This is a genomic window from Erysipelothrix rhusiopathiae (genome assembly GCF_900637845.1).
Lineage (GTDB): Bacteria > Bacillota_I > Bacilli_A > Erysipelotrichales > Erysipelotrichaceae > Erysipelothrix > Erysipelothrix rhusiopathiae.
Genome location: NZ_LR134439.1, coordinates 200,621 through 223,452 on the forward strand (window position 1 = coordinate 200,621; position 22,832 = coordinate 223,452).

The following is a 22,832-nucleotide window of genomic DNA, read 5'->3' on the forward strand; positions in this document are numbered from 1 at the left end:
AGAAGGAGGTGTACAAATGCGCAAATATGAAGTAATGTACATCGTGAAACCTACATTAGACGAGGAAGCTCGTACAGCAGTTATTGCTAAATTACACGCTATCTTAACAGATAACGGAGCAACAATTGATGAAGTTAATGAATGGGGTTTACGCGAACTAGCATACGAAATTGAAGACTTCAAAAAAGGTTACTATGTAGTAACTCAATTTACATCAGGTGATGAAGCAGTTAATGAATTTAACCGTTTAACACGTATCAATAACGATGTAATCCGTCACATGATCGTACGTCAAGACGAAATCTAATCAAAAACACAAGGGGTGATTATTTATGATTAATCGCACTATATTAGTGGGTCGTTTAACTCGAGATCCAGAACTTCGTAAAACACAAACTGGTAAATCAGTCGTTTCGTTTACTGTAGCGTGCAACCGCCGCTTTGGACAACAAGATGAAACTGATTTTATCAATTGTGTGGCTTGGAATCAAACAGCTGATTTTATGGCAAATTACTTACTAAAGGGTGCTTTAGTAGGTCTAGAAGGTCGAATTCAATCGAGATCATATGAAGACGCTACCGGTAAACGTGTATATGTTCAAGAGGTTGTTGTGGATACACTTCAATCACTCGAATCACGCGCACAACGTCAAGAACAAGGCGCAAGCCAAGGTCAATATCAGAATCAAAACAGTAATCAAGGTGGATCAAGTTATACACCTTCATACCAAGCTGATCCTGAACCATCATTCTCAATGGATGATGAGCCCGTTCTCGATATAACCAGTGACGATCTTCCATTCTAATCGAAAGGAGATTTGTTATGTCATTCAGAAAATTCCGTGGACCACGTCGTAAAGTTTGCTATTTTACAAAAAATAACGTAAAAACAATCGATTACAAAGATGTGGAATTACTAAAACGCTTTATCTCAGCAAATGGTAAAATTATTCCTAGACGTGTTACAGGTACAAAAGCTAAATACCAACGTCCATTAGCAACAGCTATTAAACGTGCTCGTCAAATGGCTTTATTACCATACGTATCAGATAACTAAGATATTCAAAAGCCTCTCTAACGAGAGGTTTTTACTTTATGGAGGATACAATTATGAAGAAAACACTGAGCCTGACATATGGCGCAATGACTGTTGCTTTAACAGGGATTATTTTGTTTTTTGATCGCATAACTGCGGGATTTTTTATGACGTTTCTTGCGCTGCCTTTAATTGTCTATGGATCGTATTGTGATTGGTCTGATGCCTTCGTGGTTTATCTATCATGTATTATAATGGCAGTTATTATGTCGGGTCTTTTCTCAACAGTTTTGATGATGGCAGGGTATGGTGCGGTAGGATTAGCGTATATTTACTCTATGAAAAAAAATGCTACCCCTTCACGGAGTTATCTTGCTATGGGAGTGGTTATTGCATTGTTTTACTTTATAATGATTCGTTTTTTTGGTCCAGCTTTTGGTATGGACTTTCAAGAGATCATTCAATCTGTGAAAGGGATCTTGAATATTCACAATTCACTTGTACTTTATGGTATTTCAATCAGTATGGTTCTGATTACAATGGCTATGGAACTCTTTATTATTAAAACGAGTGCAGATATCGTTTTAGTGATGTTACATCGTAATAGAAAATAGTGTCGTTTTGTGATAAAATTTAAGGTGAAAACCTAGGGGGTTTATTATGTCTAATCAATTTGAGACTCTTAAAACACGTTTAATGATTTTAACTTTGACCCAATTGGTGGTCCTCTTCTTTTTCCATGTTTTTATAAATAAATATTTGTATGTAGTACAGTATATTTTTCTTGTAATTGACTCTGCGATTATCTTCTATATTTTCGCTACTGCGATCACAAGTCGTAAGGAACGCGTCATTTCTGTTGCGGATGTATTAGGGCAGGAAGCAAGTTATGCTTTTGAATATGCAAATATGGGGATTATCACACTTGATGATCAAAATACAATTACTTGGATGAGTGAACTTTTTGATGAACTTAATATCCTTGGTACGGGAGAACTGGTTACAGATATCTTTCCGGCTATTGTGAAAATTATTAAAGGAAATAATGAAACGATGACAATTCGTTTTGATTCCCACGTTTTTGAAGCATCGACGATGGGTCAAAAAAATATTATCTTCTTTAAAGATGTTACGGAATTAAATGAACTTGAAATCGTCAACCGAAATAATCAAGTTGTCTTAGGGATTGCGCATCTTGATAACTATGAAGAAACAACACAATATGAGGAAGAACAAACAATTGCTTTTATTGACTCAAATATTCGTCAGGCTGTTGTAAGATGGGCTGATAATCATGAAATGTTTGTTCGTCGTATTCGACCAGACCGTTATCTTTTAGTATTAAATGAACAAGTATTTCAAAGGCTTGAGAGTGAACGATTCTCGATTGTGAATGAGATTCGAAAACAAGCTACAAAAATTGATGCAAGTATTACCTTGTCTCTTGCTTTTGCTCGACACAGTGATAACTTCAAGGACTTGGAGGATATGTCGAATAAAGCCCTTGAAATGGCACAGAGCCGTGGTGGTGACCAGGTAGCAATAAATACAAAAAACGAAGTTATGCGTTACTTTGGTGGAAACACAGAGGCTGTGGAGAAACGAAGTAAAGTTCGCGTTCGTGTTATGGCTCAAAATCTTGGTGAACATATTCTAGAATCAAGCAATGTTGTGATCGTGGGACATCGTATGATGGACTTCGACTGTTTCGGAAGTGCCTTAGGTGTCTCATCAATTGTATCTGTTTATAACAAAGAAGCTTCGATTGTAATTGATTTGGAGGATACCGAGGTTAATCTTGCGGGAGGTATTCGTAAACATCGCGATGAGTTTGAGAAAGATCATAATTTAGTGACACATGAACAAGCGCGTTCGCTTATTGGTCCAAATACATTATTGATTATGGTAGACCATCATTCCCTACAACAATGTCAATTCCCAGATTTGGTGGATAAAGCAGAAACAATTGTGGTTATTGATCATCATCGCCGTACGGGTGATTTTAAATTTAAACCAACCTTAACATACATTGAATCGTCCGCTTCATCAGCAAGCGAACTGATTGTGGAATTATTCCCATATCATCGCCGTAATGTTGTTATTTCAAAACTTGAAGCAACCTTTATGTATACAGGAATGCTTATTGATACCAATCGTTTTAGAAATCGAAGTGGAAGTCGAACATTCCAAGCAGCTGCTGAATTACGCAAGTATGGCGCTGATTTAATGGAAGTTGAAAATATGCTTCGTGATGAATATGAGAGCTTCGAAATGAAGAACAAAGTATTAAGTAAATGTGAGTTTTTTGATGATTACTACGTAATTGCAGCTTATAAAGATGAGTTGCTACCGCGTCCATTGATGTCACAAGCAGCCGATGAGATTCTCACTGTGAAAGAGGTGGAAGCATCGTTTGTAGTGGCTTATGTGGACGAAGACATTGTCGCTATATCATCACGTTCCAAAGGCGAATTAAACGTTCAAGTTGTTATGGAACGCCTCGGTGGTGGCGGTCACTTTACTGGAGCTGCTGCTCAAATTAAAGGACAGTCGATCAATGAAGTCGTGGAATCACTAAAAAAAGCCATTGAAAATGTAAGAGAGGAAAGTGAATAATATGAAATTAATTTTATTAAAAGACGTTAAAAAAGTAGGTAAGAAAAACGATATTGTGGAGGTTGCGGATGGTTATGCGCGTAACTTCTTATTACCGAATAAACTTGCAGTTATGGCAAGTGATCAAAGTCGTGAAATTTTAGATCACCAAAAACAAGAACATGCTGCTGAAGTCCAGGCAGAAATTGAAAAAGCGAAACTCCTAGCGAAAGAGCTTGAGAAAATCACTTTAGAATTTAAAGTAAAAGTGGGTGAAGGTGGTCGTGTCTTTGGTTCTGTATCCACAAAACAAGTTGAAGACGCCTTAAAAAAAGAACACAAGATTAAAGTGGACAAACGTAAATTTAAACCAAGTGGTCCAATTACTCATTTAGGATCAAATCGTATCCAAGCAACACTTTATGGAGATGTAACCGGAGAAATCCACGTTAAATTAATTGCTGAATAAGAGGAGGAACTATGCGTAAATTGCCTTACAGTCAAGACGCTGAGATGGCTCTTTTAGGAACGCTATTGGTGTTCCCAGAGTCAGTTGCAGTTGTTGAAGAATATGATATGCAAGTCGATGACTTTTATAATACCGAGCACCAAAAAATATTTTCTCATATGTTAGAAATTATTGAACGTGGTCGTGTTTTAGATGCAACGACTTTAATAACCCGATTAAAAGATCAACACGAAATTGATAGTGTGGGTGGTGTGGAATACTTGTTTGCACTTACAGAAAACAGTGCAACACCAGCAAGTGTGAAACATTATATTGAAGTTGTTCAAGAAAAAGCTCAAATGCGCCGACTCATTGATGTTGGGCAGTCTATTGCTGAAAAGGGTTTTGACTCTACTACTGAACTTACAGCACTGCTTGATGAGGCAGAACAGAGAATTTTAGAAGTAACACGAGTTCGTCGAACAACTGAAATGCAACGCAGTCGTGAGGTCGTAAATGAAGTAATGGAGAATTTAAACCGAATTCGTGATAACCACGATCGCATTACTGGTTTAAAGACCAATTACAGTCATTTAGATAATGTCACAAACGGTTTGCAACGTGGCGATTTAATTATCTTAGCGGCGCGTCCATCTGTAGGTAAGACGGCTTTTGCCTTAAACCTTGCATTGAATGCAGCACGTCACAATAAAGATGAAAAAGCAGGAATGGCGATCTTCTCCCTTGAAATGCCTGCAACACATTTGATTTCACGTATGTTAAGTGCGCAATCTTCTGTTAAGAGTGAGTATTTACGAACGGGTAATCTAAACGATGAACAATTAAACAACGTCTATGCAGGCGCCAATGTTTTATCGAAACTCAATATCTTTATTGATGATAGTTCAACAATTACAGTTCCTGAAATTTTTTCGAAATGCCGAAAACTAAAATCCGAAGGTAATTTAGATATGATTGTGATTGACTATATTCAGTTGATTTCAGGACGTGGGAAAACAGAATCACGTCAACAAGAAGTTTCGGAAATCTCACGTGGACTCAAACAGTTGGCCCGTGAAATGGATTGCCCGGTTATTGCGCTCTCGCAATTATCACGTTTAGTGGAACGTCGAGACAGTAAAATTCCTCAATTGAGTGATTTACGTGAATCTGGTTCGATTGAGCAAGATGCGGATATTGTAATGTTCTTGTACCGTGAAGATTATTATAAAGACCGCGAAGGTGAAGAGGATGATGGTCCTCAAATGCCGAAACCAGAACAACAAGAAGTATTACTAAAAATGGCGAAACACCGTAATGGTGCATTGGCAGACATTACACTCATGTTCAATGCTTCCATTAGTAAGTTCTATGGTGTTGCCGGAGACGGAGGTAGAATGTAATATGAAAAAACATAAAAACCTCATTATGATATCTGTCGTATTTCTTTTTGCGATTGGGTTAGGGTACCTTTATAAGTCACCAACTTCAGCATCAGAAATTAAAACAGCGTATGAAGCAATCGATTCATCATCTGCTATATTTCCACAAGAAGTTGTAACTGTAAATGATAAACCTGTAGTGATTACAAAGCTTTATCGCGAACAAAAACTAGTAGGGGTCTTGAAAGATTCGACACGTCTACAGAAGATGTTTGATGAAGTGTATGAAAATGAATATAAAGAAGAATTCCCAGATTCTAAGTTGGGATTCATTGATGACCTTATTCAAGTAGATGAAATGAGTTTCAATGTTTATGAAGATCGTGATAATGATATTTTTGACTATCTCTATAAAGAAAACTTATTTGCGATTGAGGCAAATAAAGTCACATTCTCAAATGGAGCCATCATCTATGTAAAGAATTCTGAAGATTTTGATTCAGCGCGTGATAAATTCATACAAAACTTTACCAGTGAGAGCACATTTGATGCAATCAAAAATAATAAAAAAATTCCTGCAATTACGGACTATGGAACTAAGGATATTGATGTAAAAGTTAAAGAAACCGTTAAAGTAACGCGGGGACTTGCGACGAAGGATAAAATCCTAAAAGATGAAACAGAAATTCTGACATTCTTAAGTTATGGGTATAATCCAAAAGTTGAAACTTATAAAATTAAACCATTTGATACATTAGAAGGTATTGCATATCACAGTGGTATGAACGTTAATCAGATTCAATCCATTAATGCGGATAAAATCAAAGATGTGAATCAGGTGCTTGAAGTTGGATCAGAGCTTCGAGTAAGTAAGTTTGATTCACCATTCACAGTTACTGTAACCAAGCAACGTATGACGACGGAACCAGTATATCCTGAAAAAACAGTATATCAATCCGATCCAGAACTTGCGGAAGGTAAAGAAGTTGTGGATGTCGTGGAACAAAATGGTGCTCGTGATGTTATTTATGAAGATGTTTATGAGAATGGTGCATCCATCTCAACGAAAGAAATATCAAGTAAAGAAACTAAGAAACCAGTACGTGGTGTTATTCGATATGGTACAAAAGTTGAACCTAAAGTTGGTAGTGGTGCATGGCGTTGGCCTTTAGATAATGCCTATGTTCTTTGTGGTTATGGTTGTTATCCAAATCACTCGGGTACAGACTTTTCAACACACGGTAGTGGCTATGGACCAATCTACGCAATTGACCGTGGTGTTGTCACAACAAACTCATACGATCCAGGAGGATGGGGTAACTATATCGTTATTGACCATGGTAATGGATACAGATCCCTTTATGCCCATATGGCAAGTCCAGGTTATTTCCAAGCAGGACAAACTGTCGCAAAGGGTGAAAACATTGGTTATGTTGGTATGACGGGTCGAACAAGTTATCCACACGTCCATCTTGAAATTATTGTGGGTGGTGGAACACGTGTTGATGCATGTGGTGTTATTGGCTGTTAGTTTTTATCAAATCGAAGTATAAACGAGATTACGGTCTCGTTTGTGCTTTCCAAAAGGAGTTGGTCTAATGAAGCAACATAAAGAACTGAAATTAATCCTGATAACTTTTATAGTCTCAGTACTTATTACGTATGCAATCGAAACAGTGAGTGCGAATACGAGTGTTGTGGATTTATACAAATTAACCGACACATCTACATCAATCTTTCCACAAGAGTCTGAAGGAAAGTCTGATAAACCCATTGAAGTCACAAAACTTTATCGTGACGAAAAACTAGTGGGCATTATCAGCGACGGTTCGAAATTAAATAAGATGTTTGATAAGGTTTACGAAGAAGAATATAAAGCTGAATTCCCAGATTCAAAGCTAGGTTTTATCGATGACTTAATTCTCGTTAAAGAATTGAGCTTTAATCACTATGAAGATCGTGATGATGAAATATTTCAATATCTCTATGATGAAAAACTCTTTGCGATTGAAGTAAATCAAGTTACATTTTCTAATGGTGCGATCATTTATGTTAAGAATATCGATGACTTCAACAAAGCACGTGATACATTTATTCGGAACTTTACAGATGACAAAACATTTGATGCGATGAAAAACAATCGAAAAATTGAAAGCATCAAAGATTATGGGACACATGATGTTAATGTGGAAGTAGAAGAAACAGTTCAAATTAGCAAAGGATTGACATCCAAAGAAAATATTCTTATGAATGAAAGTGATGTTTTAACCTTTCTAAGTTATGGATATAATCCAAAAGTTGAAATTTATGAAGTCCAACCGTATGACACAATCGCAGGGATTGCTTGGCATAAAGGTATGGATGCAAATCAAATAAAATATATAAATAGTGATATAATTAAAGATGTAAACCAGGTGCTTGAGGTTGGATCGAAACTTCGAGTCAGTAAGTTTAATTCTCCTTTTACCGTTAAAATCACTCGAGAACGAATGACCTCAGAAGTTGTTTATCCCGAGTCAACAATCTACGAATCTGACCCAGAATTATCTGAAGGGAAGGAAGTTGTGGATGTTGTGGAACAAAATGGTAAGCGAGATGTGGTTTATGAAGATGTTATTGTGAATGGTGCTCCAAAGTCTTCGGAGGAAATTCGAACACAAGTAACGAAAGAGCCGATTCGTGGAAAAGTTCGTTATGGTACGAAGGTTGAACCACGGATTGGGTCGGGTAACTATCGTTGGCCGTTAGATAACGCGAATATTTCATGTGTCTATGGAAATTCATGTTACTACAACCATAATGGAACTGATTTTGTTCTCAATGGTGGTGGTTTTGGTCCAATATATGCAGTTGACCGAGGTGTTGTATCGGAAACTGTAAGTGGTTGTTTTGAAGGAAATTATGGATGTGGAAGTGGTTGGGGTAATCATATTGTGATTGATCATGGTAATGGTTATACAACGCTTTATGCACATATGGCTACAGGTCCTTACTTCAATGTTGGTGATCTTGTAAAACGTGGTGATAATATTGGATATATGGGTATGACAGGTACAACTTATGGTCCTCATGTTCATTTAGAGTTCCGCTATCACGGCGTGCGGGTAGACCCATGCACCGTAATGGGATGTTAGGTAAAGGAAGATGTTTATGAAATATTCAATGCTTGCGAGCGGTTCTAAAGGGAACTGTTGTCTTGTAGAATCGCAAGGGGTTCGAATTATGATTGATTGTGGAACCACAAAGCGTTATCTCAAACAAAGTTTTGAATCGCTAGCGCTAACATTTGATGATGTGGATTGTGTTTTGATTACACACGATCATGGTGATCATACTAGTCAGTTGAAGCATTTTGCTCACCATCAAATCTACTGTCCTTCGGAGATTATGTTTAACCATACAAAGGTAGAACCGTATACCCCATTTCACGTTGGACCGTTTATAATCACGGCAGTGAAAACATCTCACGACGCGGATGATTCAGTAGGATATATTGTTGATGACGGGAGTCGTAAACTTGTGTATATTACCGATACGGGTTACATTCGTGAGCAGGATTTTGAATTGATCAAAGATGCCGATTACTACATCTTGGAAAGCAATCACGATCCTGAATTACTGATGCAAACCAATCGTCCTTATGCCATTAAGCGTCGTATATTATCGGATACAGGTCACTTGTCTAATGAAGAAGCGGGTGTTCTGTTATCTAAAGTTGTTTCGGAAAAAACAAAGGAAATTTTACTAGCCCATCTTAGTTCGGAAGCTAATGATGAATATTTAGCCTTGTCAACGGTACGTGAATTAGTTGATAATGAGGGGATTGAATTCAATGTCGCTAAACAATTTGAAATTGTAATTGGAGGATATCAAATATGAAAAAAGATCAAGGATTTAAAAATACATTTATTGGAATTTTAGTTATTTTACTTGCATGGAATGGATTTCTAACCTATCAAGTCTACGACCTAAACAATCGTCCAACAGTCACTGAGAAGACCGAAGATGGTAAAACTGTAGAAAAAGTTGTTACAGAATTTGAAACAGATCCAACGAAAGTCGTTGAAAATGTTCGCGACCAAGTTGTGAGTGTATTAAATGTCCAAAGTGGACAACTTGCGGGTAGTGGATCAGGTGTAGTGTACAAAAATGAAGGTGGTAAGATTCACATTATCACCAATAATCACGTAACTGAAAAAGGTGAACAATACTATGTTCAATTCTCAAATGGCGAAAAAGTAGAAGCGAAACTTTTAGGCGCGGATCCTTTTACAGATTTAGCACTACTTCAAGTAGAAACTGATTCGGATGTGAAGCCAATGAAACTGGGGGATTCTTCTGTTGTTAAGGTGGGGGAATTTGTCCTCGCTATTGGAAGTCCAGTAGATTTAGAATTCGCAAACTCCGTAACATTTGGAGTTATTTCTGGAAAAGATCGTAAAGTTCCAGTTGATTTAAATGGAGACCGTAATCCGGATTGGGATATGGTTGTAATGCAAACAGATGCTGCAATTAACCCGGGAAATAGTGGTGGAGCACTTGTAAACATGAATGGAGAATTAATTGGTATTAATTCCATGAAACTCTCTTCAGCTCAAGTTGAAGGAATGGGATTCTCAATTCCTATCAATGAAGTGGTTCCAATCATTAAACAAATTGAAGAAACTGGAAAAGTACAATATCCAGTTATAGGGATTTCAGGTGTTTCGGTTTCTGAAATGAACCCATTCCTTAAAAATTACTATAAAGTTCCTTCAGATGTAAATGCGGGAGTATTTATTGCTGAGTTAACTCAAAATGGACCAGCACGTAAAGCAGATATTAAAGAGGGTGACATTCTAACCCATATTAATGACAAAGCCATTTCGAGTTATCGCGAGTTTAGACGTGAACTATATGCACATAAAGTCGGTGATACCGTTAAACTAACGATAAATCGTAATGGAGAAATTCACGAGGTAGAGGTAACATTGCAGTGATAAAAATTATCGCAATTGGAAAAATTAAAGAAAAACCAATGCAAGCACTGATTCAAGAATATGAGAAACGCCTTAAACCCATTCATTCTGTCGAAATGATTGAACTAACAAACTCAAATAAAAGCGATGTTACGAGTATCATTGAAGATGAATGTCAAAGAATACTTGAGAAAATTGATGATCGCGACTATGTGGTATTGATGGACTTAAGTGGAAAAGATTTGGACTCGGTTTCGATGAGTGAAAAAATAATGGATCTCATCGATATGGGAAAGCCAATCACATTTATTATTGGTGGTTCTCACGGTGTAAACCAATCAATAAGAGAACGTTCTAACTATCGTTGGAAGATTTCAAACCTTACTTTTCCACATCAACTTGTCCGCCTTATGTTGTATGAACAAGTGTATCGGTTTTTTATGATTTCAAAAAATCATCCATATCACAAGTAAAAAAAGACTAATCATTGTATTAATCTTTAAAATAGTATAAAATTGAAATGAAAAGTAGGAGGTTATACTTATGAAAGAGATTACAGTAACAGTTATTGATCCTGTTGGATTGCATGCGCGTCCTGCAACCGTAGCAGTAAATGCAGCAAGCAAATTCAAGAGCGAAATCAAAATCAGCTACAAAGGTAAAGCTGTAAACATGAAGTCAATCATGGGCGTTATGTCATTAGGAATTCCAACTCAGTCAGAAATCGTTATTTCTGCTGAAGGCGAAGATCAAGATGATGCAATCGCTACAATTGAAGAAGTACTAAAAGCACAAAAAGTAATTGCTTAATTTTATAATTAGAATAAAATAGAAGATGAGAATCTTCTATTTTTTTTATGCAGGAGGGAATTATGTCATTAGATAGATGGAATGAGTTGGCTCGCGATTATTCATGGATTGAGGAAGCAATGCAAACTATGGATGAAAGCACAAAACATGACGCTTTTTATAAGTCATTAGAATTTGGTACTGCAGGTATGCGCGGATTATTAGGAATCGGACCTAACCGCATGAATGTTTATACGGTAGCGAAAGCAAGTGTGGGATTTGCGAAATACTTAGTTGAGACATTTAAAGATCAAGAATTAAAAATAGCGATTGCATATGACAACCGTCATATGTCTAAAGAATTTGCGGACGTGAGTGCGATGGTATTATCAACTTACGGGATTAAAAGTTACATCTTTTCACAACCTCGTCCAACACCCGAGTTATCATTTGCAGTTAGAACGTTAAACTGTGTTGGTGGAATTGTTATTACAGCAAGTCATAACCCGAAAGAATACAATGGTTACAAAGTATACGATGAAAATGGATGTCAATTGGTGGATCACAAGATTGCTCGTGTTATTTCTCTTATCAATGAAGAACCGGATGAAACGAAGGTGGATATCAATCAGGGTAATCGTTCAATGATTACTTATATGGAAGCTGATTTTGATGAAACCTATAAAGATGCAATCCATTCAATTCAATTACGTCCAGAGGAAGTAAAAACCTTATCCGTTGTGTTTACATCGCAACATGGAACATCCTATCCACTTGTACCGGATATCTTAACGAATGCAGGATACAATGTTATTCCTGTCATGGAACAAAGTAATTATGACCCTAATTTTAGTAATACAAAAACTCCGAATCCCGAAGAAAAAGCGTCCTATGATTTAGCCGTGGAATATGCGGTAAAACACGATGCTGATCTTGTACTCAGTTGTGATCCGGATGCAGACCGTATGGGTATTGTGGTTAAACACCATGACGAGTATGTTTACCTTACCGGAAACCAAGGTGGATCCATACTTCAAGAATATATCTATGCAACACGAATTGAAAAAGAAACCATGCCTGAAAATCCAATTATGTTTAATACCGTCGTTACTTCTGACTTAGGAGAAAAGATTGCGCAATCTTACGGTGTGAATGTAGAGAAGACATTAACGGGTTTTAAATACATCGGTGATAGCATCGAAAATCACAATAAAGTGGGTGATTTTAATTTTGTATTTGGTTATGAAGAAAGCTACGGTTATCTTCTCGCAGATTTTGTGCGTGATAAAGATGCTTTGCAAGCATGTATGATGGTTGCGGAAGCGGCAAACTATTACAAAAATCATGGCTTAACACTCGTTGATGTTTTAAACGGTCTTTATGACAGACATGGTGCGTATCATGAAACACAAGTAGCAATTACGTTATCCGGACAAGAGGGTTTAAATCGTATTCAAGAAATCCTAACAACATTTAGAGAATCAAATATCGAAGCGTTTGCGGGAATTAAGGTTCTTTACCGAGATGATTATTTAACATCATCACGTTCAAACGGTGAAAGATTAACATTACCAAAATCGAATGTTATTAAGTATAGCCTTGAAGATGGATCTTGGATTGCAATTCGACCATCTGGTACGGAACCAAAATGCAAGTTTTACTATTGCGTTGTAGGTAAAACAATTGAAGAATCACTCTTAAAATTTGAAGCACTAAAAAAAGATATTAATGAAAGAGCGCAACTCGATTAAAAAATATGTTGTGCTATGTCTTTTTAAGGCGTAAGCGGTACATTGATATATTCGCTGAAATCATGTATCTTATATATGAAAAAGAAGGAGCACATATAAATTATGAATAATATTGAAAACTTAGCAGTTAATGCACTTCGTGTGTTATCTGTAGATGCAGTTCAAAAAGCAAATTCAGGTCATCCTGGAATGCCTTTAGGCGCTGCACCCATGGCATATACTGTGTGGGCAAATCATATGAACTTTAACCCTGCTGATCCTAAATGGATCAACAGAGATCGTTTTGTTCTGTCAGCAGGACATGGATCGGCACTTCTCTACTCACTACTACACGTGTTTGGATATAAGGTTTCGAAAGAAGACTTACAAAATTTCCGTCAATTTAACTCTTTAACACCAGGTCATCCAGAATATGGTCATACGGATGGCGTTGAAGCTACAACAGGTCCTTTAGGTGCCGGTTTATCAACAGCAGTTGGTATGGCAATGGCCCAAGAACACCTCGCAGCAAAATACAACAAAGACGGATTCGATGTATTCAACAACTTCACTTACGTTATTTCAGGTGATGGTTGTATGATGGAAGGAATTACAAGTGAAGCATCTTCTTTTGCAGGTGCAATGAATTTAGGTCGCTTGATTGTTCTTTATGATTCAAACAACATCACGATCGAAGGAAGTACAGATCTTTCATTCCATGAAGATGTATGTGCTCGTTATGAAGCATATGGTTTTGACACATTTGTGGTTGAAGATGGTAATGACATCGAAGCAATTAATGCTGCAATTACTGAAGCAAAATTAAACCTTGATAAACCTTCATTTATTGAAATCCGAACTAAGATTGGTTTCGGTACACCTAAAGAAGGTTCTGCCTCATCACATGGTGCTCCAATCGGTGAGGAAGGAATCAAAACATTTAAAGAACTTGTAAATTACCCAAGCCTTGAACCATTCTACGTTCCTGAAGAAGTGTACGAACACTTTGGTGCAATTGCAGCTGAAGGTGCAAAAGCACAAGATGCATGGAATGTGATGATGGATTCATATAAAAATGCTTATCCAGAATTAGCAAAACAATTGGATCAAGATTTCACAGATATTACTGTAGAAGAACTAACAAATAATAAATCATTGTTTGAATTTGAAAACAAACCAATGGCAACACGAAATGTTTCCGGTATGATGATTAATCGTCTTAAAGATCAATATTCAAATATTTTTGGAGGGTCAGCGGACTTAGCACCTTCAAATATGACAAATATGAATGATGAAGATTCATTCTCATCACAAAATTTTGCGGGACGTAATATTCATTTTGGTATTCGTGAACATGCAATGGCTGCGATGGGTAATGGTATTGTGCTTTATGGTGGACTTAAGGCTTATGTCGCAACATTCTTTGTGTTCTCAGACTTCTTAAAACCAATGGCTCGTTTAAGTTCACTTATGAACTTGCCATTAACTTACGTTTTAACTCACGATAGTATTGGTGTTGGGGAAGATGGACCTACACATGAACCGGTTGAACAACTTACAATGTTACGTTCATTACCTAACTTCTATACATTCCGTCCAGCGGATGCAATCGAAACCGCTTATGGTTGGGTTTTAGCTCTTACATCGAAAACAACACCAGTTGGGCTGATTCTTTCACGTCAAAACTTACCACAACTTGAAATGTCGGGTGTTGATGCACTTAAAGGTGGTTATGTTGTGAAAGACGCTGAAAAGATCGATGCGATTATTATGGCTACAGGATCTGAGGTTTCACTTGCAATTGAAACCGCTAAGTCTTTAGAAAAAGAAAATATCGGTGTGCGTGTTGTTTCAATGCCATGTATTGAACTTTTTGAAGAACAAAGCAACGAATATCAAGAATCTGTGCTTCCATCAGCAGTACGTGCTCGTGTTGCCGTTGAAGCAGGTTCATCTCTAAGTTGGGGTAAACTAATCGGACTTGATGGCGCTTATGTAACCTTGGATCACTTTGGTGGATCTGCACCAGCACCAAAACTCTTTGAAGCATTTGGATTCACGGTGGATAACGTATCTGAAACTGTAAAATCAATTCTTAAATAATTTCAAAAAAAGATGTGAGAAAGTATCACATCTTTTTTTTATCACAAAGAGGTCCTGGTGATGGGTTTAAAAAACAGGTATAATAGAACTTAAGAGAAGAGGTGCATGGATATGATACGTTATATGGAAATTCCCGAAATAGATCAAGTCATGGAAATATGGCTACAAAGTAATTTAGAGGTTCACTCATTTGTGAATGCTGCATTTTGGAACGATAATTATGATAATGTGAAGGAAATGATGGAGAATGCGAATATCTATGTCTCAGTCGAAGACGGTGTGATTCAAGGCTTTGCAGGCGTGACGGAAGGGTATTATCTTGCAGGGATTTTTGTTTCAAAAGATTCACGTAATAAGGGTATTGGTAAGCAACTTCTTGATTATATCAAAGCACGTTATGATGAACTCACACTTGATGTGTATGATCAAAATATAAAAGCACAAAGTTTTTATAAGCGAGAGGGGTTTGTTGTGGTGGAAACCCATAATGATGCTCTGGTCGAACATACGATGGTATGGCCAGAAACCCTATAATTGTCTCTAGAAAATATGCTTGACTTAGACTGGTGTAAGATGTAAAATATATAAGCCTGTAAAAAGGCTTTTGTAATGTGGGAGAGTGATGCAACCATTCATTTAACCACAGCACAGACAAACACACATAAGGAGGAATGTCTCGTGAGTAAAAAAGTTGCAAGAGTAGTTAAACTACAATTCCCTGCCGGTGGCGCTAAACCAGGACCTGCATTAGCTGGTGTTGGTATTAACATGCCTCAATTCTGTACTGCGTTCAATGATCAAAGTAGAGATCGTGCAGGAGACGTTGTACCTGTAGAAATTACAGTATTTGATGACAAATCATTTGATTTTGTCTTAAAAACAACACCTGCTGCTATCTTATTAAAGAGAGCTGCTGGAGTTAAGAGTGGATCAGCAACACCAAATTCAAACATTGTTGCTACAATCTCAGCAGATCAATTACGTGAAATTGCTGAATATAAAATGCCCGATTTAAATGCAAATAGCATCGAAGGTGCTATGAACATCGTTGCTGGTACAGCACGTAATATGGGTATTGCTATTGAAGGAATGGAGGACTAGAGTATAATGGCTAAAAAATCAAAAAACGTCGTTAAAGCTAATGAATTAGTGGATCGCTCAAAAGTTTACTCAATTTCTGAAGCAATCAAATTAGCAAAAGAAGCAAGTTTCGCAAAATTCGATGAAACATTCGAAGTTTCATACCGTTTAAATGTTGATCCTCGTCATGCTGATCAACAAATCCGTGGTGCAATGGTATTACCTAATGGAACAGGACGTTCACAAAAGGTATTGGTTGTAACTCAAGGCGCTAAGGAACAAGAAGCAAAAGATGCAGGAGCAGATTTTGTTGGTGGTAAAGAAATTCTTGAAGAAATCCAAAAAGGATGGTTCGAGTTTGATATTATCGTTGCTACACCAGATATGATGGGTGAGCTTGGTAAACTTGGTCGTGTATTAGGACCTAAAGGTTTAATGCCAAACCCTAAAACTGGAACAGTAACTATGGACATCACTAAAGCTGTTGAAGAAATCAAAAAAGGTAAAATCGAATACCGTGTTGATAAAGAATCAAACGTTAACACAATTATCGGTAAATCATCATTTACAGATGAAGCATTAGAAGAAAACTTTAACGCATTACATGACGTAATTCTTAAATCACGTCCAGCTGCTGTTAAGGGTGCTTTTATTAAAAACCTTACAATCTCAACATCAATGGGTCCTGGAATCAAAGTTTCAATCGACTAATTTATGTTAAATTAAACAAACCGGTCTCTGACCGGTTTTTCTATATCAATAAGGAGTAGTTATGGACTTAAAATTCAATAAAGAATACTGTGTTTTCGTTACAGTACTCATTAAATATCAAAATAAGTACTTATTTGATCGAAATCTTAAGCCGATCCAAGGCGTGTTACAGTATAAAGAACGAATTGAAGATTGTGCACAACGATTGGTTAATGCATCGTTCCATCAAGCGATTTCTAATCTAGAATTTATGGGGATTGGTGAGTCGTTTGGACGAGATTTTGATCACGCGCATAATTTTGTATTAATCGCTGAAGTAGATACTCTCAGTGATGTAGGTTCCTTCTCAATCGTTGAAGAATCTCATTACCCCGATGAGTGGCTACCATTTATAAATGCCGAGGAATTTGATTTTTATGAGTATCGTAATCTAGAGCCGGGTTCATTAGCTTCCAAAGACCTCAGTTATAAGCTCGCGGAAGGTCATGAGTTGACGTTTAGAGTGAGTGCATTAATGCGTTCTGATAAAGGGATACTCTTTGATGATGCACACAATATAGTTGGTGGGCGTCAAATGTTGAATGAGACAATATACCAAGCGCTGGAACGCGAAGTTAAGGAAGAGACCGGTTATGATATCGATGATTCTTATTTTGTCGGAATTGCGGAAGATATTGTAGAACTTCCTAAGTATCATAAAACAGTTCATTATGTGAATCTGGTTTTTGAAGTGTCAGGTGATTTTTCAGAAGCGGTTGTATCCAAAGTATCATGGATATCAGAAGATGAAATTGATGATCTTGATATGGGAATGGTTGAAGTTAAGCAAATCATTCAAAACATGTAAAAAGACAGCTGGTGTTTATGAGCTGTCTTTTTTATTTATAAGCATTGAAGGAGTGTTTCACGTATAACTGCTTTAATATCTTCTTCAGGGTTGAATTTGAGAACGGACATGGTTTCCTTAGGATCAAGATAAAGATCTTCTTCTTGCATTTTTTGGGATATCTCAACGTGTATGCCATGTTCTTTTCCTTGTGATGCAGCATGTTGATCTGCCGCGGCATATCGATCACGCATGGATGCGTAATCCACAATCTGTATTTTGGTATCTTGGTTTAATGCTTCAACAATCATCTGGAAAAATTCTGCATATTTAAGGTTTGAATCGCAGATGGCGTATGTTGAACGATGGATCCCGTTTTCAAGAGCGCCTATTGCGGCTTCTGCGACCTGTGTGGCGGTAATTACAGCGGTTCCTCCTTTGTGTATTGGATATACCGATTGGTCGCGTACCATGTCTACAAACATCTTCCAAAGAGGTGTTCGGCCAGGCATTGTTCCGAAAATATAAGGAAGTCTAAGACTTGTGACTCGCATCGCACCTTCCCCTTCTGCAAAGGCAATCTGCTCTTGAAGTAGACGTGTACCAGAGTAGCCTTGGTTTTTTAAATTGTACTGCGGAAGGCGTTCTGCAAATTCAGAAAAGTAAGATCCAAATATCACAAAACTTTCCACACCTGCCTCAACTGCGAGTCGCGCAATTCGCTGTGTGGGGATAACATTGGCTTGATAGAATGAACGATAAGAAGGTGCATCCGGTAACCATCGTTCATCAGCGCCAATAGCATAGATAAATCCATCAACATCATAGAGCATATCCACAATCTCGGAGTCGCTCATTTGATTGATATCTCCCAACTGGTTCTCTACATTTTCTGGAAAAAGATTATCTGAAGGCATTGGAGGTAAGGACATTGTCTTTACCTGGTAATCTCTTTTTAGAAGTTCACAAACTGTATGGTAACCAAGAAATCCAGTTCCACCTAAAACAAATATTTTTTTCATGGACATAACCCTCGCTTTCAAATACAGTGTATCATTTCGTTTGGATATGTTTGAAAAAGTATGATGAAATGTTGTATAAAAAAAAGAAAGTTTTAGCTTTCTTTTCGGGTAAATATATAGGTTTCGTCTGTGGATAATTCTGTATTGAAAGTGTAATCATCAAACGTAATTTTTTTAATGTCATTGAATGATTGGATGCGATTTTGAATGAGGTATGAGACCATCTTTCCGCGTGCAATCTTTACATAGGTCGATTTGGTTTTATAGGAATCACCAATTTGTTCTTTAAAATCCAAGGTAATCATCGGAACACTTAAAGTGTTCATATCGATCATTGAACTGTACTCACTGGATGCAAGGTTAACAAGGGGTTGGTTTAGGTTATTAAGATAATCGGTGATGGGTTGTTTCCATATTTGATACAGGTCCATATTAAGTTTCATTAGGAAATCGAGACGGTAACGTCCAACCGCAGAAGAACATTTAGAGAGTCCATAGAGTGCGGAGAAAATGTAGAGACGTTTCTGAGCTTCTTGATAATCTTCGTGTGACCAAAGTTCTCGATTCATATTTTTGAAGGAAGAACCTTGATAGGATAAGATTGCAGGTGTTGATTCTGAAAAGCTTTGATAGTTTTGGTAAACGGTATCCGCAATTTTATCGGATACATGCATTGATGCTTTGATTTCATCACGTGTTAATGCTTGTAGTGAAGCAAGAAGTTTTGACTTTATTTCGGGAAAAAGAGAATTCTCAATGTAATCTTGAGAATTCTCTTTTTGTGTTTTAGTTGGTGATACGAGAATGATCATTATTTTAATGTCTCATACATCTCTTCGTGGAAGCCAACAAATACACCGTGATCACCAATTAACATAGGTCTGCGGACTAAACGACCTGTTGTTGAGAGTAATTCTAAAGCTTCGTCATCACTCATTTCTGGCAGTTTATCCTTCAATTTCATTTCACGATAAACGATACCGGATGTATTAAAGAATCGTTTGATGGGTAAGCCACTAATTTGGAGCCATTCTTTTAATTCTGCTTTCGTTGGATTTTCAAGCATCATGTCTCGATAAACAACATCGATGTTGTTTTCTTCTAAATATTTTACTGCACGTTTACATGTAGAACATTTAGGATAGTAGATAAATAATGGTTTCATAAGAACCTCCCTTTAAATATATGTTAATGATAACATATTATTTTAAAGGAATACGTTTTAAAATTGTGGATGCAATTGTAAAATCGATAAGACTGTGGATAAAACCGCCAAAACCAACCGCCAAAAAGACTATCGTAAAATAAGAACCAGAGTTTGTGGCTTGAGTAAAAAAGAAGGGGGTAACGGCTAAACATTCAACGGTTGCATGAATGATACCGATTATAATATTAAAACTAATGCATTTTCCTTTTTGTTTGATGAGGTCCGGATTTTTTTGAATGTAAAGTGATCCAAGTAAAGCGAAAACACAGTGTGAGAATGCGCGTACCGCAACGATAAATGGGGTTGAGATTAAAAAACCTACTCCTGTCCCTAACGCTACAGCAAGTGCAACAGCGGGCGAAATAAACATTGATACGAATAAGGGAACATGACTTGCAAGCGTGTATGATGCCGGTGGTATGATGATTTTAGGCATAAACATAGGGATGGTAATTCCAAGTGCGATCAGTAAAGCAGTCATGCTGAGATTACGAACAGATTTCATGAGGTCCTCCAGGGTGTTTTGACACCTAGAAGTATTGTAGTAGCAAAAGAAAAAGGTGTCAAGACACCTTAGTTACTTTCATAGAGAAATGCATGTTTTTTTAGATCAATCATGAGGTTGGGGTAGTGTTCTTTGGAAATTGCAATGCGATGAAGGTGTATCCCGTTGGTAAGTGAAGCCAGAAGTTCAGGCTTCTGGTTCATAAAAAGTGTAATGTCTTCATGAGTTCGAATATCCAATTGACCTGTTAATGATCCGTAGATTGGATGTTCAACGGTGACATCCAAAACATGTGCGTGGTGTTTGATAAAAATCTCTAATTCTTTTTGTGTATCGTGATGACTGTGCTGCATTGCAAGCGTATAGATTTTCATGTTCTCATCGATACGATTGATCAAGTATCCTTTACCCGTCGCGATAATGTCATGACCTTGTGCCCTTAAAAGTGCGATATCGCCGACAATAATTTGTCGTGATACATTGAATGTCTTAGCGAATTGATTTGCGCTTATTGCGTGCTCTGAATCTATCAATTTTGTAATAATTTGTGTGCGTCGTAAATCACCATGCATATAAAATCACCTCTTTTAACTCATTGTAACGAATGAAACAATAAATTGAAAGAAAAAGCGTGTATTGGAACCTTTATTGACAGGTTATGGTCACAATGATAGGCTATGAGTACAAAAGATAAAGGCGGTTTATCATGAAAATATTACTCTATCAAAAAGGCGAAAAGGCATTTAGTAAATCGGGAATTGGACGTGCAATGAAGCATCAAGTACGTGCTTTGTCCGAAGCTCATGTTGACTTTACAACGAATATCCAAGATGACTACGATTTGGTTCATATTAACACGGTAGATTTTGGAGCGCGTAAGTTTGCACGTAAGGCGCGAAGAATGGGGAAAAAAGTTGTATATCATGCACATTCTACAGAAGAAGATTTCCGTAATTCATTTATGTTTTCAAATCAACTTTCACCACTTTTTAAAAAACATATCGTTTCTAGTTATAAGTTGGGAGATTATATTCTTACTCCAACTCCCTATTCTAAACGTATTCTTGAAGGTTATGGGATCACAATTCCAATTGAAGATATTTCAAATGGAATCGATTTAAGTCGCTTCGAGTATTCAGAGGAAAAAGTTCAAGCGTTTCGAGATCATTTTAAGATTGAAGCCGGAAAACCCGTTGTAGTTTCTGTAGGACTTTATTTTGAGCGCAAAGGACTGCCTGATTTTATGGAAGTTGCCCGTAATATGCCTGAGGTAACGTTTATTTGGTTTGGTCATACCCCTCTTGCAAGTGTTACGCAAAAAATTCGAGATGCGATAAAACATAAGCCGGACAATGTGTTGCTTCCGGGTTATATTTCAGGAGATATTATCGAAGGGGCATATATGTGTGCAGATATGTTCTTTTTCCCATCATATGAAGAGACTGAGGGAATTGTGGTATTAGAGGCTCTTGCTGCCAATTGTCAAACGCTGGTTCGAAATATTGGTGTATACGATCCATGGCTTGTGGATGGGGAAAACTGTTATAAGGGAGAAACAAATGATGATTTTATCCGAATTATTAGAGATTGTCTCGATCAAAGGTTACCTAGTACAACGGTGGAAGGATACCGTGTTGCGAAAGAGCGTAGCATTGGTGCTATTGGTGAGCAATTGAAACGTATTTATTCAAATGTATTGGAGAATAAATAGGATATCTTTTCGTGAATTCAAACTTATGATATGATGACAATAATGAGGTGAACCTATGAAACGTCTAAGTTCTGTTTTAGTTTTATTGCTTATTTTAACAGGGTGTGCAAAGACTCCAGAAGAACCTGAAGTCATTAAACCACCCGTGAATACCTTTGAAACCATTGTGTTTAAATTAGGAGGTAAAGATTATCAACTTCCTGTATCTTATCAAACGTTATTTGAAGATGGTTGGGAGCCAACTACAGATATTGATTCCATAACACTTGCTTCCAATAGTTATACAGACGGATATGCTTTACGTAAAGATCGTAATATTATTTGGATTGCATTTTTCAATGCCGCAGATGAGGAAAAACTTTTAGAAGAAACGCTTGTTGCATCAATAAGTGCAGAGAATCGCGAGTCCTATTACGATGATCCGGTTGATATTGTTGTGCATGAAGGGATTTCATTTGATACACCTAAAGAACAAATCATTGAGCAATTAGGTGAATTTAAGGAAGATGAGAATGCCCGATTTAAAAACATAACATTTGAGCACAATAAAAAAGCTAAGAGTACTTTCAAGTTTGATGTTGATTCAGGACGCATGGAATATATTGAAATAACTAATTATCGAAAACCGATTCAGTAAAATAGATACGATTTTGTATCTATTTTTTTTGTTTTATTCTTGTCAGTAAAACCTCATAAGCGTATGATAATGATGAAAAGTTGGGAGTTGTC

At 37.1% G+C, this 22,832-nt stretch carries 26 protein-coding genes; 21 read left to right on the top strand and 5 right to left on the bottom strand.

Going from position 1 to position 22,832, the window contains the following annotated elements; translation table 11 throughout:
• Positions 1 to 16: 16 nt before the first annotated feature.
• The 19 genes from rpsF to EL194_RS01055 all read left to right on the top strand — a co-directional run bounded on the left by rpsF (position 17) and on the right by EL194_RS01055 (position 17,679).
• Entirely contained in the window at positions 17 to 307 is a 291-nt protein-coding gene (gene rpsF / locus EL194_RS00965) for a 30S ribosomal protein S6 (RefSeq protein WP_003774354.1), read from the top strand.
• 25 nt (positions 308 to 332) lie between these two features.
• Positions 333 to 806, top strand: a complete 474-nt coding sequence (ssb, locus tag EL194_RS00970) for a single-stranded DNA-binding protein (protein ID WP_003774356.1) — start codon at positions 333 to 335, stop codon at positions 804 to 806.
• A 17-nt stretch (positions 807 to 823) separates the two neighbouring features.
• Entirely contained in the window at positions 824 to 1,057 is a 234-nt protein-coding gene (gene rpsR, locus EL194_RS00975) for a 30S ribosomal protein S18 (protein ID WP_003774357.1), read from the top strand.
• 53 nt (positions 1,058 to 1,110) lie between these two features.
• Positions 1,111 to 1,650 carry a DUF2232 domain-containing protein gene (locus EL194_RS00980; RefSeq protein WP_013853430.1) on the top strand — a complete coding sequence of 180 codons (540 nt, stop codon included), beginning with the start codon at positions 1,111 to 1,113 and terminating at the stop codon, positions 1,648 to 1,650.
• A 46-nt stretch (positions 1,651 to 1,696) separates the two neighbouring features.
• Positions 1,697 to 3,652 carry a DHH family phosphoesterase gene (locus EL194_RS00985; protein WP_003774359.1) on the top strand — a complete coding sequence of 652 codons (1,956 nt, stop codon included), beginning with the start codon at positions 1,697 to 1,699 and terminating at the stop codon, positions 3,650 to 3,652.
• Between the two features lies 1 nt (position 3,653).
• On the top strand, positions 3,654 to 4,100 hold the full coding sequence (gene rplI, locus EL194_RS00990; protein ID WP_013853429.1) for a 50S ribosomal protein L9: 447 nt from the start codon (positions 3,654 to 3,656) through the stop codon (positions 4,098 to 4,100).
• Positions 4,101 to 4,111: 11 nt separating this feature from the next.
• Complete coding sequence (gene dnaB / locus EL194_RS00995) at positions 4,112 to 5,482, top strand: replicative DNA helicase (RefSeq protein WP_003774361.1); 1,371 nt, start codon at positions 4,112 to 4,114, stop codon at positions 5,480 to 5,482.
• A 1-nt stretch (position 5,483) separates the two neighbouring features.
• On the top strand, positions 5,484 to 6,992 hold the full coding sequence (locus EL194_RS01000; protein ID WP_003774363.1) for a M23 family metallopeptidase: 1,509 nt from the start codon (positions 5,484 to 5,486) through the stop codon (positions 6,990 to 6,992).
• Between the two features lie 67 nt (positions 6,993 to 7,059).
• Positions 7,060 to 8,595 (top strand): M23 family metallopeptidase, encoded by a 1,536-nt coding sequence (locus EL194_RS01005; protein ID WP_003774364.1) that lies wholly within the window; start codon positions 7,060 to 7,062, stop codon positions 8,593 to 8,595.
• Positions 8,596 to 8,611: 16 nt separating this feature from the next.
• Positions 8,612 to 9,340 (top strand): MBL fold metallo-hydrolase, encoded by a 729-nt coding sequence (locus EL194_RS01010; protein ID WP_013853428.1) that lies wholly within the window; start codon positions 8,612 to 8,614, stop codon positions 9,338 to 9,340.
• Positions 9,337 to 10,440: a S1C family serine protease gene (locus EL194_RS01015; RefSeq protein ID WP_003774366.1), complete on the top strand. Its 1,104-nt coding sequence runs from the start codon at positions 9,337 to 9,339 to the stop codon at positions 10,438 to 10,440. The genes EL194_RS01010 and EL194_RS01015 overlap by 4 nt, the downstream gene beginning before the upstream one ends.
• Positions 10,437 to 10,892 (top strand): 23S rRNA (pseudouridine(1915)-N(3))-methyltransferase RlmH, encoded by a 456-nt coding sequence (locus tag EL194_RS01020; protein ID WP_003774367.1) that lies wholly within the window; start codon positions 10,437 to 10,439, stop codon positions 10,890 to 10,892. Before EL194_RS01015 ends, EL194_RS01020 begins: the two co-directional genes overlap by 4 nt.
• A gap of 70 nt (positions 10,893 to 10,962) precedes the next feature.
• Positions 10,963 to 11,229: a phosphocarrier protein HPr gene (locus tag EL194_RS01025; protein WP_003774368.1), complete on the top strand. Its 267-nt coding sequence runs from the start codon at positions 10,963 to 10,965 to the stop codon at positions 11,227 to 11,229.
• 62 nt (positions 11,230 to 11,291) lie between these two features.
• On the top strand, positions 11,292 to 12,959 hold the full coding sequence (locus tag EL194_RS01030) for a phospho-sugar mutase (protein WP_013853426.1): 1,668 nt from the start codon (positions 11,292 to 11,294) through the stop codon (positions 12,957 to 12,959).
• A gap of 102 nt (positions 12,960 to 13,061) precedes the next feature.
• Positions 13,062 to 15,041, top strand: a complete 1,980-nt coding sequence (gene tkt / locus EL194_RS01035) for a transketolase (protein ID WP_003774372.1) — start codon at positions 13,062 to 13,064, stop codon at positions 15,039 to 15,041.
• A gap of 111 nt (positions 15,042 to 15,152) precedes the next feature.
• Complete coding sequence (locus tag EL194_RS01040; protein WP_013853424.1) at positions 15,153 to 15,575, top strand: GNAT family N-acetyltransferase; 423 nt, start codon at positions 15,153 to 15,155, stop codon at positions 15,573 to 15,575.
• A gap of 144 nt (positions 15,576 to 15,719) precedes the next feature.
• The gene (gene rplK, locus EL194_RS01045; RefSeq protein WP_013853423.1) at positions 15,720 to 16,142 is read left to right on the top strand and encodes a 50S ribosomal protein L11; all 423 of its coding nucleotides are present in this window, start codon (positions 15,720 to 15,722) and stop codon (positions 16,140 to 16,142) included.
• A 6-nt stretch (positions 16,143 to 16,148) separates the two neighbouring features.
• The gene (gene rplA / locus EL194_RS01050; RefSeq protein ID WP_003774385.1) at positions 16,149 to 16,832 is read left to right on the top strand and encodes a 50S ribosomal protein L1; all 684 of its coding nucleotides are present in this window, start codon (positions 16,149 to 16,151) and stop codon (positions 16,830 to 16,832) included.
• Between the two features lie 61 nt (positions 16,833 to 16,893).
• On the top strand, positions 16,894 to 17,679 hold the full coding sequence (locus tag EL194_RS01055) for an NUDIX domain-containing protein (protein ID WP_003774387.1): 786 nt from the start codon (positions 16,894 to 16,896) through the stop codon (positions 17,677 to 17,679).
• Between the two features lie 35 nt (positions 17,680 to 17,714).
• On the opposite strand, the gene EL194_RS01060 is transcribed toward EL194_RS01055, so the two are convergent.
• From EL194_RS01060 to EL194_RS01080, 5 genes are all read right to left on the bottom strand, one after another.
• On the bottom strand, positions 17,715 to 18,680 hold the full coding sequence (locus EL194_RS01060) for an NAD-dependent epimerase/dehydratase family protein (RefSeq protein ID WP_003774389.1): 966 nt from the start codon (positions 18,678 to 18,680) through the stop codon (positions 17,715 to 17,717).
• A 92-nt stretch (positions 18,681 to 18,772) separates the two neighbouring features.
• A complete protein-coding gene (locus EL194_RS01065) occupies positions 18,773 to 19,492 on the bottom strand; it encodes a YaaA family protein (RefSeq protein ID WP_003774390.1) in 720 nt (239 codons plus the stop codon).
• Entirely contained in the window at positions 19,492 to 19,845 is a 354-nt protein-coding gene (locus EL194_RS01070) for an arsenate reductase family protein (RefSeq protein ID WP_003774392.1), read from the bottom strand. Before EL194_RS01070 ends, EL194_RS01065 begins: the two co-directional genes overlap by 1 nt.
• A gap of 37 nt (positions 19,846 to 19,882) precedes the next feature.
• Positions 19,883 to 20,392: a hypothetical protein gene (locus EL194_RS01075; RefSeq protein WP_003774394.1), complete on the bottom strand. Its 510-nt coding sequence runs from the start codon at positions 20,390 to 20,392 to the stop codon at positions 19,883 to 19,885.
• A gap of 68 nt (positions 20,393 to 20,460) precedes the next feature.
• Complete coding sequence (locus EL194_RS01080; protein WP_003774396.1) at positions 20,461 to 20,964, bottom strand: transcription repressor NadR; 504 nt, start codon at positions 20,962 to 20,964, stop codon at positions 20,461 to 20,463.
• Between the two features lie 134 nt (positions 20,965 to 21,098).
• On the opposite strand from EL194_RS01080, the gene EL194_RS01085 reads away from it, so the two are divergent.
• Together EL194_RS01085 and EL194_RS01090 are read left to right on the top strand one after the other, a co-directional pair.
• Positions 21,099 to 22,103, top strand: a complete 1,005-nt coding sequence (locus tag EL194_RS01085) for an LTA glycolipid anchor biosynthesis glycosyltransferase, IagA/BgsA family (protein ID WP_003774398.1) — start codon at positions 21,099 to 21,101, stop codon at positions 22,101 to 22,103.
• Positions 22,104 to 22,158: 55 nt separating this feature from the next.
• Positions 22,159 to 22,740 carry a hypothetical protein gene (locus EL194_RS01090; protein WP_003774400.1) on the top strand — a complete coding sequence of 194 codons (582 nt, stop codon included), beginning with the start codon at positions 22,159 to 22,161 and terminating at the stop codon, positions 22,738 to 22,740.
• Positions 22,741 to 22,832 lie beyond the last annotated feature (92 nt).

What these genes read in the sequence shown, in the direction of transcription:
- rpsF (WP_003774354.1), top strand. Translation starts at nt 17, where the DNA reads ATGCGCAAATATGAAGTAATGTACATCGTGAAACCTACATTAGACGAG.
- ssb (WP_003774356.1), top strand. Translation starts at nt 333, where the DNA reads ATGATTAATCGCACTATATTAGTGGGTCGTTTAACTCGAGATCCAGAA.
- rpsR (WP_003774357.1), top strand. Translation starts at nt 824, where the DNA reads ATGTCATTCAGAAAATTCCGTGGACCACGTCGTAAAGTTTGCTATTTT.
- EL194_RS00980 (WP_013853430.1), top strand. Translation starts at nt 1,111, where the DNA reads ATGAAGAAAACACTGAGCCTGACATATGGCGCAATGACTGTTGCTTTA.
- EL194_RS00985 (WP_003774359.1), top strand. Translation starts at nt 1,697, where the DNA reads ATGTCTAATCAATTTGAGACTCTTAAAACACGTTTAATGATTTTAACT.
- rplI (WP_013853429.1), top strand. Translation starts at nt 3,654, where the DNA reads ATGAAATTAATTTTATTAAAAGACGTTAAAAAAGTAGGTAAGAAAAAC.
- dnaB (WP_003774361.1), top strand. Translation starts at nt 4,112, where the DNA reads ATGCGTAAATTGCCTTACAGTCAAGACGCTGAGATGGCTCTTTTAGGA.
- EL194_RS01000 (WP_003774363.1), top strand. Translation starts at nt 5,484, where the DNA reads ATGAAAAAACATAAAAACCTCATTATGATATCTGTCGTATTTCTTTTT.
- EL194_RS01005 (WP_003774364.1), top strand. Translation starts at nt 7,060, where the DNA reads ATGAAGCAACATAAAGAACTGAAATTAATCCTGATAACTTTTATAGTC.
- EL194_RS01010 (WP_013853428.1), top strand. Translation starts at nt 8,612, where the DNA reads ATGAAATATTCAATGCTTGCGAGCGGTTCTAAAGGGAACTGTTGTCTT.
- EL194_RS01015 (WP_003774366.1), top strand. Translation starts at nt 9,337, where the DNA reads ATGAAAAAAGATCAAGGATTTAAAAATACATTTATTGGAATTTTAGTT.
- EL194_RS01025 (WP_003774368.1), top strand. Translation starts at nt 10,963, where the DNA reads ATGAAAGAGATTACAGTAACAGTTATTGATCCTGTTGGATTGCATGCG.
- EL194_RS01030 (WP_013853426.1), top strand. Translation starts at nt 11,292, where the DNA reads ATGTCATTAGATAGATGGAATGAGTTGGCTCGCGATTATTCATGGATT.
- tkt (WP_003774372.1), top strand. Translation starts at nt 13,062, where the DNA reads ATGAATAATATTGAAAACTTAGCAGTTAATGCACTTCGTGTGTTATCT.
- EL194_RS01040 (WP_013853424.1), top strand. Translation starts at nt 15,153, where the DNA reads ATGATACGTTATATGGAAATTCCCGAAATAGATCAAGTCATGGAAATA.
- rplA (WP_003774385.1), top strand. Translation starts at nt 16,149, where the DNA reads ATGGCTAAAAAATCAAAAAACGTCGTTAAAGCTAATGAATTAGTGGAT.
- EL194_RS01055 (WP_003774387.1), top strand. Translation starts at nt 16,894, where the DNA reads ATGGACTTAAAATTCAATAAAGAATACTGTGTTTTCGTTACAGTACTC.
- EL194_RS01060 (WP_003774389.1), bottom strand. Translation starts at nt 18,680, where the DNA reads ATGAAAAAAATATTTGTTTTAGGTGGAACTGGATTTCTTGGTTACCAT.
- EL194_RS01065 (WP_003774390.1), bottom strand. Translation starts at nt 19,492, where the DNA reads ATGATCATTCTCGTATCACCAACTAAAACACAAAAAGAGAATTCTCAA.
- EL194_RS01070 (WP_003774392.1), bottom strand. Translation starts at nt 19,845, where the DNA reads ATGAAACCATTATTTATCTACTATCCTAAATGTTCTACATGTAAACGT.
- EL194_RS01075 (WP_003774394.1), bottom strand. Translation starts at nt 20,392, where the DNA reads ATGAAATCTGTTCGTAATCTCAGCATGACTGCTTTACTGATCGCACTT.
- EL194_RS01080 (WP_003774396.1), bottom strand. Translation starts at nt 20,964, where the DNA reads ATGCATGGTGATTTACGACGCACACAAATTATTACAAAATTGATAGAT.
- EL194_RS01085 (WP_003774398.1), top strand. Translation starts at nt 21,099, where the DNA reads ATGAAAATATTACTCTATCAAAAAGGCGAAAAGGCATTTAGTAAATCG.
- EL194_RS01090 (WP_003774400.1), top strand. Translation starts at nt 22,159, where the DNA reads ATGAAACGTCTAAGTTCTGTTTTAGTTTTATTGCTTATTTTAACAGGG.